The organism is Methanobrevibacter arboriphilus (assembly GCF_019669925.1).
In the GTDB taxonomy this organism is placed as follows: Archaea; Methanobacteriota; Methanobacteria; order Methanobacteriales; family Methanobacteriaceae; genus Methanobinarius; species Methanobinarius arboriphilus_A.
The window spans coordinates 232,291-245,546 of sequence record NZ_AP019779.1; the positions used below are offsets into that span (position 1 = coordinate 232,291).

Genomic DNA, 13,256 nt, shown 5'->3' on the forward strand with positions numbered 1-13,256 from the left:
TATTTGTTTTTATAATCTATTAATATTGAGGTAGCATATGAACAGTAATATTTTAAATAAAAAATTTAATTAAAAATAATTAAATAATTTTTATATGATTAAAAAGCTATTAATAAATTATAAAACCTATTAAAAGCTTATTCATAAATTATTTCTTTATTCCTTTTATTAGTATCAATTGATCTCTTAATTTAGCTGCTCGTTCGAAATCTAATTCAGAAGCAGCAGTTTTCATATCTTCTTCTAAATCATTTATAAGCATTCTAAGCTCGTCATTTGGCATTTTCTTAATATCAGTAGCTGTTTTATCATACTTCTTAATTTCCTCTTTTTTAGCTTTAAGTGACCTATAAGTAGATTTAGGTTTAATATTATGTTTTTCATTATAAGCCAGTTGAAGTTTTCGTCTTTTGTTTGTAATATCAACTGAATTTTTAATTGAATCTGTAATTTCATCAGCATACATAAATACTTGGCCGTCTACATTTCTTGCAGCTCTTCCAATAGTTTGAATAAGAGATGTTTCAGATCTAAGGAATCCTTCTTTATCAGCATCAAGAATACCAACAAGAGAAACTTCAGGTAAATCTAAACCTTCTCTAAGTAAATTTACACCAACAAGACAATCAAATTCTCCTCTTCTTAAATCATCAATAATCTCAATTCTTTCTAAAGTATCAATTTCTGAATGTAAATATCTAACTTTAATACCAATTTTAGCATAATAATCAGTTAAATCTTCAGCCATTCTTTTAGTAAGTGTTGTAATTAAAATTCTTTGATTTTTTTCAATTCTTTTTCTAACTTCACCAAGTAAGTCTTCAACTTGATTCTTAGCTGGTCTAATTATAACTTCAGGATCAACAAGACCAGTTGGACGAATAATCTGTTCAACAATATTTAAGCTTCTATTCATCTCATAATTACCTGGAGTAGCTGAAACATAAAGAACTTTATTAACAGACTTTTCAAACTCATCAAATCTGAATGGGCGGTTTTCCATAGCTGAAGGAAGTCTAAAACCATGTTCAACAAGTGTTTCTTTTCTAGCTCTATCCCCATTATACATACCTCTAATTTGAGGAACAGTGACATGAGACTCATCAATTATTGTTAAAAAGTCATCTGGAAAATATTTTAACAAAGTATATGGCATTTCACCCCATTCTCTTCCAGAGAGATGTAGAGAGTAATTTTCAACTCCTGGACAATAACCCATTTCACTTAACATTTCAAGATCAAAACGTGTTCTCTGCTCAAGACGCTGAGCTTCAACTAATTTATTTTGAATTTTAAGCTCATTTAACCTAGAATCAAGCTCTTCTGTAATATCTTTAAGAGCTTTTTCCATTTTTTCATCAGCAACAACAAAATGCTTTGCTGGGAAAAGAGTATATCTTTCAAGGTTCTCAATTCTTTTACCAGTAACCTTATCTACAATAGAAATAGAATCAATTTCATCACCAAATAGTTCAATACGAATTGGAGGTGTTCCATGAACAGGATTGACTTCAATCACATCTCCTCTGACTCTAAATTGACCAGTGTCAAATTCAATATCATTTCTTTCATATTGCATATGAATTAAACGACTAAGGATTTCTCCCCTATCATATATATCTCCTCTTGAAATTGAAAGTGCAAATTCCCCATAATCTTCTGGAGATCCTATACCATATATACATGAAACACTTGAAACTACAATAACATCATCTCTAGAAAGTAATGATTGTGTGGCAGAATGACGCATTCTATCTATTTCATCATTTATTGAAGCTTCTTTATCAATAAATGTATCTGTTCTTGGGACATATGCTTCTGGTTGATAATAATCATAATAACTTACAAAATATTCAACTGCATTATCTGGGAAAAATTCTTTAAACTCTTCATAAAGCTGTGCAGCTAATGTTTTGTTATGAGATATAACAAGAGTTGGTTTTTGAACCTCTTGAATAACATTTGCCATAGTAAATGTTTTTCCAGATCCAGTTACTCCAAGCAAAGTTTGCTCATGAAGACCCTTTTTAATTCCACTAGAAATTGAATTAATAGCTTTTGGTTGATCTCCTAATGGCTTATAATCTGATGATATTTTAAATTTTTTCATAATATCTCTTTTTAAAAATTGTTTATCCTTCTATAATTTTCATATAATCATAAGTTAATATAATATCATTTGATTATAATCTATAATATTATTAATTTTATAAGTAAATTTTTCATTAGAAAATTCATTTTAATATTATATAATATATATATTAAGTTACTTAAATAAAATTATAATTAAAAAATTATCTTAACAATTTTTAAAAGTTATTTTATAAGTTATTTTAAAAATTATTTTAAAAAATTATTTTATAAGTATGTTTAGAAATCGTTAATATATAAAATAAAAGTAGTATTTTAAATATATAATAATATTAACTATATAATAATAAAATTAACCATTTAATAATAAAATAAGGAAAATACATTATATCATTAGTTCGTATATAATAATATAGTTAATTATATTACTAACAATATATAAATATTTCTATATATGAAAAAATATTAAAAACAAACAAATTTATTAGCTTAGAAAATATAATCACTTTTTTATATTTTTAATAATATATAAATATTTCAATGAATTATATAATAAAAATATCTATCAAATACCTATAAAAAATTTTCATAAGCTAAACCAAAAATAAATTTTAAAAAATGATGAATTATGTCAACTAAAGTAAAATCACCAGAAAAACTTCCAAAAAAACCTGGGATATACATTATGAAGGATTCTGGTGATAATATTATATATATAGGTAAATCAAAATCACTTAGAAATAGAGTTAAGTCTTATTTTAAAGATAAATATGATACGCCAAAAACTAAAATATTAATGAGTCATTTTAATAGTTTAGAATATATAATAACCGATAGTGAAAAAGAAGCACTTATATTAGAAGCTAATCTGATTAAAAAACATAGACCTAAATATAATATCCGACTTAAGGACGATAAAAGGTATCCTTATGTTAAAATAACTAAGGAAGATTTTCCTCGCTTGATAATCACAAGAAACATTGGGAAAACTGGAACTTATTTTGGACCATTTACAGATGTTGGCTCAGTTCGTCAAACCGTGAAATTTTTAAAATCTCTTTTTAAAATTAGAACATGCCGAAAAATGGATGGGCCTTGTTTAAATTGTCAAATTGATTTATGTTATGGTCCTTGTAGTGGGAACATAAGTAAAAATGAGTATAAAAAACTGATTAATAAAATCGATCTTTTTTTTCAAGGAAAATATACTGAGATAATTGAAAATCTTCAAAAAGAGATGGAAGAATCTTCAAAAGAATATAATTTCGAAAAAGCAGCCGTAATTCGAGATCAAATAGCATCTATTGCAGAAGTTATGGAAAAACAATTTGTTGATTTTACTGATGAATTGGATCAAGATATAATAGCTATGTCCTTTGATGGTAATTCTGCAATTGTAGTAGTCTTTTCAATAAGGAACGGTAAAATAAATGGAAAAGACGACTTTTTAATGAGTGGAGCTAAAAACAATAAACCAAGTGAAGTCATTTCAGCATTTATAGAACAGTATTACAGCATTAATCGGCATATACCTAAAGAAATAATATTGGAAGAGAAAATATCTAATAATGATGAATTAAAATTAATTAAAGAATGGTTAGCTGATTTAAGAGGAGATAATGTTGAAATTACTGTTCCTGATGAAGGAACTAAATTAAGATTAATAAGAATGGCATCTAAGAATGCTGAAATAATTAAAAAACAAAAGAAAAAAATGAAAAATGCAATGATTGAGATTAAAAAATATTTAAAGCTTCCAAAACTTCCTCGTATTATAGAAGGCTATGATGTATCTAATATTTCAGGAAAATTAGCTGTTGGTTCTAAAGTATCATTTTTAGATTCAAAACCAAATAAAAAACAATATAAAAGATTTAAACTTGAAACTCCAGGACCAAATGATTATGAAATGATGAGAGAATTATTATCTAGAAGATTTAAAAAATTATCAGAAAAAAATGATAATAAAAATAAAGATAATAGGTTTGATGAAGAATATCCAGACCTTATACTTATTGATGGTGGAAAAGGACAATTAGGAATAGCTACAGAAGTATTGAAAGAATATAACTTAGAACATATCCCTATAATAGGACTTGCTAAAGAATTTGAAGAAGTTTTTATACCTCAAAGTTCTTATCCAATTATAATTCCAAAAAATAATGAAGGTTTACATCTTTTACAGAGAGTAAGAGATGAAGCTCATAGATTCGCAGTTACTTATCACAGAAAGTTAAGATCAAAAAATATCGAAACTTCAGAATTGGATAATATAGTTGGTATTGGTAAAACTAGAAAAATTAACTTATTAAAACATTTTGGAGATATAGAAAAAATAAAAAAAGCAAGTGTTGAAGAAATAACAAGTGTAAAAGGATTAAATAAAAAAGTAGCTGAAGCTGTTTATAATAAATTCAATTAAAATTATAAATAAAATAATAAATTAGAATAATAAATTAGAATAATAAACTAGAATAATAAATTAAATTATAAATGGATTTATAAATAAAAAATTAGAATAAAAAATTAAAATAATAAGAATTAAAATAATAAGATAGTATAAAAAGTAATATAATATACTATTTAAAGAGATAAAAATTTATATGTTGTCTAAAGAATTAACAACACAACCTAAATTCTCACCATTTAAACCAATGATAAGTTCATTTTCTTTTATATCAGCATATTGTCTTGAACCACTACAACCTAAAGTTATATTAGGTCTTTTTCGCATAAATGGGCCTGCAACTGCATCAGCACAAATAGATTGAATACCTGAAAAATCAGATTCTACTCTTCCACCTAATGAATATACAATAGCTTGAGAAACTTTCATAGCTTGCATTGGATTAGCTATAATAACAACAATATCTGGAGTAAATTCTGCTTTTTCTAATGGAGTATAGATAATTGCATAACTTCTTAAATCAATCTTTGGAATTGAATCCAGTGTTCTTTTAGCAGAACCTAATGATTTAAATCTTTTTAATCCATAGTAAAACTCTCCACTTGCAATTTTTTCAGGTATATCTTCAAGCCCAATTGCAGAAGATCCTCCTTTACATAATTGCTCTTCAGAAGTGCTATAAAATGAATCTCCTCTTGATGCTTTCTGTACCATTTCACAATGTCTAATTTTATCTTGTATTTTATTAATACCTTCAGGAATGTCTTCCTTGTGTAAAATAAATTTTATAGCTACAGGATGAGAATTTAAATCTAAATCCTTTTTTATTCTTGAAGAAAAATACTGATTATTTTCTAATTCATCTGATTGTGGATAATCTTTCATAATATCACCATTAGAATTTATTTAAATATTATATTAATTTTTAATATACATAATATTTTCTATTTAACTATTGAAATGTTATAATAAGAGAAAAAATAACACTGTTATAAAAACGATAATTAAAGATTATAAATATAAAAATACAAATATAAAAATAATGAAATGTTTGAGCTATTATGAATAATAAAATAATTTATTAAAAAATATTTTAAAATAAGAATATTCTAATTGATTTAAAAAAAATTATAAAAAGAACTAATAGTAAATAAATAATATAAATTAAAAACTTTTATATATAATATTAAACATATTAACTATTGTTATTATCAAAATTTTTAATATATGTTTACTTATGTTATATAAAATTAATAAAAATATAATTTTGTTTTATTTAGAACAAACTTTTAACAGTATTAAATTATTTGATAATTCATTAATATATTCATTCCAAATATTACTATATATTAAATAAATATATGGAATATTTTCTTAAATAAAAGATATTTTCCCTATTGAAATAAATAAAAAAAGATTTAAAATTAGTCTAATATGATTTAAACAAGTTTTTATTAAGTTTAATAAATAAAATAACAATGCTAATATTTCAAATTAAAAGTAGTTACTATAAAATAATATATCATAAATATAGGAAGAAATAATCTGTTTTTTAATTAGAAATATTGTAAAAAAGTATTTTATACAATTTTAGAAAGATTTAAATCAATTCTTATCTAGTAAATTTTATATAAAATATAAAACTTAATCAATTATAACAATTAATTACTAATAAGTAGGTATATATAGAATAAAAAAGAATATAATTAATGTAATTTATTGAACTTAAAAATAGTATTTATGAATTATTTAGATATAATATTACTAAATCAATTTTATAATTAAATTTTAAGTTGAATAATTAATATATAGAATCAAAACAAACATATTATTTTTAATAATAAGGAATTTTATGTTTTGTTAAATGATAAATTAGGTTAAATACAAAGAGAAAAAATAGTACTTCTGAATAAACAGTTGTTACTTAATTAAAAGGCGGTTATTAAATGGAAACAACTCTAATATCAACTATTTACGACGTAGAACCAGTAATGATATGTATAACTAAATTTTCTCCAAAGAAAGTTTTATTACTGACTGAAGATAATGGTTCAGATGTAATGAGAGAAAGTAAAGAAACTTTAGAAAAGGCATTTGGACGATTTATAGATATTAAATCACAAGAAACTGACTCTAATGATTCAGTAAAAATTGCATCTGGTGTTGCTGATGCAATTGAAAAAGAAAAAAAGTCTGGAAACAAAATTGTTGTTAATATAAGTGGTGGAGAAAGACCACAAGCTTTAGGAACACTTTTTGGAGCATATTCAAAACATCAATTTGTTGATAGGATTGTTTATGTAGACAATTCTACAAAAGAAGTAATGGATCTTCCAATACTTAAATATGGAATCTCTTCAACTAAAAAAGAAATATTAAAATGTTTAATAAATGGTTCTAATTCTGTCAAAGAACTTTCTGATAAAATTGAAATCAGTAGGGGAATGACTTATAATCATATACGTGAATTGAGAGATATGGGTCTTATAGATAAAGAAATATTAGAAATTACTACTGCTGGAAGATTAGCTATTATTTAATATTTCACAAATCTTTTTTTAAAAGCTAGGATTTACAGAGTTTTATTATTTAAAAACTAATAAATCACTAGTTATATTTTTATTTTTAAAATTAAAAATTAATATCATTTTTAATTTAATACAAGAAATTTTTATACTATACCCTATTTTTTATAATCTATACTATTTTTATAATATTTTTATCTATTTTTAATTAAGATAAGTAATACTTTAAATAATATAAGTATTATTTTAATTAAAATAAGTAATACATGACTAATATAACTAATACTTTAACAAAAATAAGTAATAATTTGATTAAAATAAGTATTAAATATTATTAATAATATATTTTAATTAAAGTATTACATAAATATTTAAAAAAAATTAAAAAAGAATTATATATATTAGAAAATTATTAAATTAAAAATAATATCACTTAATACCTACTCTATATATTTAATTATAGATTAAATATCTATAACTAACTCAATAGGGTCATGTTTAGAACCATTAATATTGGATAATATTTTTGACTCAATTAAAGAATCTTTCAAGCTTTTAGAAATAAAGAAATAATCTAAACGAGATCCTTCACCTGATTCTTTAGCTTTTTGAGATTTCCATGAAGAAAATTCAATTTTATCTGGATTTAAATGTCTAAAAGAGTCAAAGTAGCCAAGTTTTTCAATTTTGTTAATGATATCCCTTTCTTCATCAGAAAATGAACTATTTTTTGAAGCTTTTTCAGGATCACTAACATCTTTTTCAGAATGAGCAATATTAAAATCTCCAGCTATAATAACATTATCATCAGCAGATTTTTCAGCAAACTCTAATAATTTATTATAAAATGAAAGTTTAATCTCTTTATCTGCTTTACTATTAAATCCATAAGGAGCATAAATATGGATTAAAGTAAATTTATCAAATTCAAAGTTTAAAATCCTCATTTTTAATGAAGTATCTGGAACATCAAAAAATCTTTTTATTAATTTTGGTTTTAACTTTGAAAAAGTAGCTATACCTCCAGTTCGTGTGGTTTCACCTGGAGAAAAATAGGTATTATATCCTTCAACGTCTTTTAAATTAGAATCTAATTGTTCATACTTAGCTTTAGTTTCTTGAAATAGGATAATATCTGGATTTTCATCATATACAGGATCAATTTCTTTATTTTTTGCACGAGTTCTAATTCCATTAATATTCCAAGATATAATTTTAATTTTACCCATTTTTTAACTTCCAAAAATCTTTTAAATATATTAAATTGGATTATTATTACTTAAATCCTAAAATAATTATTAATACTATCATTATTTATTTGATACTATTATTTATAAATATTCTCATTATTAACTCTTACTATTTATTCACTTATTAATAATTAAATAAAATATTAAAGATTAAATAAAACATAAAAATACCATTAAAAATTGATAAAATGAAGATTAATAAATTCACATCATTTAATTTATAATGATAATAAATTTAATAGAAATATGATAACATAATAATCTAATGGAAACATAAGGATAATAAATCTAATAGGAATACAATGATAATAAATTTAATATAGGTTTTTAGTAATCTTAAGGAACTTTCATATTTTCTGAAAGAGGTTTATTACAAAAATTCTTAAAATCACAAGCATCACAGGTTCTTTTATCACCTTTAGCATTCCAAGCGTTTTTAATTGGAATACCTTTCATCTCTTTTATTATCGAATCTTCAATATTAGCTACAACATCATCAAATTCTATTAAAGCATTGGATATAGAATCATTTTCAATATTTATAATCCTTATAGACCTTTTTTCTTTTAATTTATCTGATAGGTTAATATAATTATCTTTATCTTCATTCCAGCCAAGTATCAATGATTCTTCAATATCAGAAATTTTAACATCATTACATCCATTTAAAATATCTTGTTTTAAAGCTATTAAATCTTCAGTTGAAGGAACAAGTTCATTTAAGTAAAAAATAATACCTGCAACAATAGGCTTTGAATCCTCTTGTTTTGATCTAAGCCATGAATAAGTTAATATTTGCCATTGATGATAAAACCAATTATTTGATTTTAAAGGAGGCCTTTTCATTCCTTTATAATCAATAATAACTTCATATTCATCATCTTCAAAAGCTTTTAATTTCTTTGAAATCTCTTTATTATTTTTTAGATATTTAACAATTTTATTATTATTAATTTCATTAATTTTTAAAGAACTTATAACATCAATTACACCATTAATACCATAATAATTAGATCTACTATTCTCCTTATCAAAATTAGGCATTGGTCTTTTACCTTTAATTAAAACTTCAGCTGAATCAATTAATGGGAATAAATCAGGACCCCAAACATTAATAGCTTTTTCGGCTCTTGCACTATAAAGTAATTTGTGTGGATGGTTTTTATCAGGACATGTACCTAAAACACTATTCTTTTTTGATTCAAATTTACAAAAAAAATCTAAAGGAGGGTAAAGTCCTCTTGCTCTTAATCTTTTATCAATCATCTCTTCAATAGGTCTTATTTGATTTTTCCAATCCCATGGAAAACTAATTTTTTTTGTATTCCATTCAAGAAATGATTCTTCCATAACTCCATGAATAAATTCCCCAAACCATAATTGTATAGGCATGGAAGGAGGAAGGGTTCCTCTATTTTGATAACGATATTGAAGGTTACAAGTTAAAAATGATATTAAATCTCCTGTTAAACTATATTCTGGTATAATATAGGGTTTAGAACGTGGCGATAATTCCATTTTAATCACATAGTATCAATTATTATACAAAATTATATCATAAAATTATAATATTTTAACATTAAAAAATTATAAAAAGCTTATGAAATAATTTTAATATTTTTATAGAATTATAATTTTTTATATTTATTATACTAATTATTAATATTGTTATATATAAGTATTAATATTATTTATTAGTATTACTAAATATGAATATTAATATTATTTATTAGTGTTAATAGCTATGAATATTCATATTTATGGTATTATTATAGAAATATAATGATTATAAATTATTGATTAATATTAATAATTATAAAGATTATAAGTTTGTTTTAAATAATTTTTAATAATATTATAAATTATTATAATTATAAAGGATAGTATACCTTTAAAATAATGATAAATAGATAATAAACACAAATGTAATAAACAAAGTATCATTAATTAAATTAAATATATTTGATCAAAACCAACAAATTGTTCATTTCTTTTCCATCCTAATGCAACATTAGGAATATTTATCTGTTTTTCATTTGCTATATATCCATCTATCGATGAATTTAATCCAACCAATAATAAAACATCTTTAGCTCTTGAAAAAGCTACAAAATACAACCTTGTTAAATCATCAAAAGCCCTATCTTTTGGATTTCTATCACCAATCCCTAATGGACTAAATGGTCTGATCTTATCTTCTAAATTTGAAGATTTATCCCCCATTTTAGGAAATCTTAAAGATGATGTTTTGATCTGATTTTTTTTAAATCTAGATCCTACATCAACTATAATTAATGGAAACTCTAGACCTTTAGATTGATGAATAGACATTATATTAACTCTATTATCAGGTAATGTTTCTAATAATTTTTCATCGATGGAAATTCCTCCAGAGGCAAGTGGTATAAAAATATTCCAAATAGCCTCAACAACAGACTTTTCTTCTTCAATATGCTTATCATCAAAGAATATTTGAGCAGAATACTCATTAAAAAAGCCAGTTTGAGTTATTGTTTTTGTTATAGCTTCTAAATATACTAATCCCTCAACATCATCCTGAAACTCTTCAATCCATGTGATAATTTTATAGGCAAGTTCAATTAAACTTGCACTTTCAGGCCAAATATTAGGATTATGAGCATAAGGAGTTCTTGTTCTCCAACAATTAACAAAATCTTCAAGAGATATTGGTTGAACAGGTTCTGGATTAGTTTTGATGTATTCATTAGCTATTCTTCTCCATTTATTCATATTTCTTTTAGCAAGGCCAGGAATCTTTTTAATAGAGTTTTGAAATTTTGCATCAGGATCAATGCATTCAAGCATTAATCCACAAAATATAGCTACCTCTTCTATTGTTTGGAGATCTTGACCACGAGGATTGAAAACTTCAATAGGATTTTTAAAATTTAACAAATTTTTTCTTAGATAATATGGAAACAATTGATTTCCATAAGAAATTTCTTTTGGAGAGTAAGTTAAAATAGCTATATCTGAAGGAGAACCACCAAATTCAGATAGTTTTAAACTTATAAAATCTCCTTCTGATAGATTATTTGAAGTTTTATCATAACTGCTAGTTAGGTAATTATTTGAAGATAATATCTTTTTTACTTTTTTTTTAACAGTTTTACCATTAACTAAATCTCTTATTAAAATAGATAAATCCTTAGCTAATATTTCAGGATTTTGTCTGAATAATCCAAGAACGGGCATAGATTGATTTTCATTAGAATTTTTATTTTTAAAATATAATTCAGTACTATTTTTATCTTTTTCATCATTATTACTATTTACATTATCATTTACATTATTATTACCATTTAGATTATCATTTACATTATCATTTACATTATTATTACCATTTAGATTATCATTTACATTATCATTTACATTATTATTACCATTTAGATTATCATTTACATTATTATTTACAATATTATTACCATTTACAATATTATTTGTATTATTTATATTGTTTTTATCAATAATGTTATTAATCCTTGAAAATTCAATCTTAGGTTTTTCTTTAACACGAGCAGGTTGAAAATCACCATCTAATTCAACAAAATAATTACATAAATTGACAATATCCTCAGTTGATCTATAATTAGCTGATAAATTAATCTCTTCAACATCAATACCTAAGTTTTCATAAGCTCTTTCAATGAAATTTGTGAATAAATCAACTGTTGCTCCTCTGAATCTATATAAAGATTGATCATCGTCCCCAACAACAGTAATGTTTCCACCATTAGATATAGCTGATTTAGCTAATTTAAAATATATTTTTTCTTGCAACAAGTTAGTATCTTGATATTCATCTACAAGAATCACATGAATACTTTTAAGAAAATTATCTAACTTTCCAGAAACAAGCCTTTTTAAAAATTTTGATTCTAACATGGAAAAATCAAGAATGTTTCTACTTTTCAATTCAGAAAGATAATCTAAAATAGCATTTAGAGCTATTTTAGCTCCAGGAGAAGTTTCATTATTAAGAAGCTCTTTAAAATCAACTTGATCATAATAAAGCCTGTTTTTAATATCAAGTAAAATATTACTCATGATAGAAGGATTTTTAACCTCTTCAACACCATTTAATTTACCTAAATACTCTTTTAAATCTTTATTTAAATATCTATCCTTTTCAAATAAACCTGAGGATATCATTGCAGAATTAGCTACAAAGTCTTCTATAACAACCGGCAAATTTGTTCCAGGATCTCTATGTATTCTAAGTATCTCTTCTGCTATACTATCAATTGTACCTGTGATAATTTGATTAAAATCAATAATATCTAATCTTTTAAGCTTTTTCTCATCAGTTATTCTTTTATAAAGATATTTTTTGATTTCATCTCCCCAACCAAGTATTCTAGAATTTAGCTCATTAGCGGCTTTTCTTGTAAATGTAGTAGCTATTATCTCATTTGGGTTTATATCATCCACAAAAATAAATTTTAATATTTTTAAAACCATAACTGTTGTTTTTCCAGAACCAGGCCCTGCAACAATAAAAAGAGATTGATCAATTTTGGAGCTAATGGCTTTATTTTGATCTTTATTAGTTGAAATATCTCTTTTTAGTTTATTTACAACAATATTTTCAAATTGAGAGTAAGTTATCATGGAAATCAATTGATCAATTTATTAATGATATTAATATTAGTTTTATCATTCTTATTTAATAATTTATCATTCTTATTTAATAATAATATTATAATAATATTAATTAAATCTTATTAATTCTATCCAATAGCTTGAGATAATTATTATTTAATTAAAAAATTTTTAATTAAGAATTTAATTAATAAATTATAAAATTGCAAAATAATGCAAAAATAAATTATAAAAAATAAATTATAAAAAAATATATTATAAAATTAATTATTATAAAAATATATATAAAATTAATATCCTAATTTAATATAAAAATAAAGAAAATATTAAATAAATATATATTTACCTATACATTTACCT

The 13,256-nt window shown here is 23.3% G+C and carries 7 protein-coding genes; 2 read left to right on the forward strand and 5 right to left on the reverse strand.

All coding sequences use genetic code 11. The features are described from left to right. Positions 1–148: 148 nt before the first annotated feature. Positions 149–2,110: an excinuclease ABC subunit UvrB gene (gene uvrB / locus MarbSA_RS01015; RefSeq protein WP_042703925.1), complete on the reverse strand. Its 1,962-nt coding sequence runs from the start codon at positions 2,108–2,110 to the stop codon at positions 149–151. A gap of 609 nt (positions 2,111–2,719) precedes the next feature. Between uvrB and uvrC the strand changes: the two genes are divergently transcribed. After that, positions 2,720–4,513, forward strand: a complete 1,794-nt coding sequence (gene uvrC / locus MarbSA_RS01020) for an excinuclease ABC subunit UvrC (RefSeq protein WP_221061657.1) — start codon at positions 2,720–2,722, stop codon at positions 4,511–4,513. A gap of 177 nt (positions 4,514–4,690) precedes the next feature. On the opposite strand, the gene MarbSA_RS01025 is transcribed toward uvrC, so the two are convergent. Continuing rightward, on the reverse strand, positions 4,691–5,383 hold the full coding sequence (locus MarbSA_RS01025) for a DUF169 domain-containing protein (RefSeq protein WP_221061658.1): 693 nt from the start codon (positions 5,381–5,383) through the stop codon (positions 4,691–4,693). 1,061 nt (positions 5,384–6,444) lie between these two features. Here MarbSA_RS01025 and csa3 point away from each other — a divergent pair. Continuing rightward, positions 6,445–7,038, forward strand: a complete 594-nt coding sequence (gene csa3 / locus MarbSA_RS01030; protein WP_042703930.1) for a CRISPR-associated CARF protein Csa3 — start codon at positions 6,445–6,447, stop codon at positions 7,036–7,038. A gap of 449 nt (positions 7,039–7,487) precedes the next feature. On the opposite strand, the gene MarbSA_RS01035 is transcribed toward csa3, so the two are convergent. From MarbSA_RS01035 to MarbSA_RS10300, 3 genes are all read right to left on the reverse strand, one after another. Then, the gene (locus MarbSA_RS01035; RefSeq protein ID WP_054835792.1) at positions 7,488–8,252 is read right to left on the reverse strand and encodes an exodeoxyribonuclease III; all 765 of its coding nucleotides are present in this window, start codon (positions 8,250–8,252) and stop codon (positions 7,488–7,490) included. Positions 8,253–8,609: 357 nt separating this feature from the next. Continuing rightward, complete coding sequence (locus tag MarbSA_RS01040; protein WP_042703934.1) at positions 8,610–9,791, reverse strand: PD-(D/E)XK nuclease family protein; 1,182 nt, start codon at positions 9,789–9,791, stop codon at positions 8,610–8,612. 429 nt (positions 9,792–10,220) lie between these two features. Then, positions 10,221–12,905: a UvrD-helicase domain-containing protein gene (locus tag MarbSA_RS10300; protein ID WP_244987904.1), complete on the reverse strand. Its 2,685-nt coding sequence runs from the start codon at positions 12,903–12,905 to the stop codon at positions 10,221–10,223. Positions 12,906–13,256: the final 351 nt, after the last annotated feature.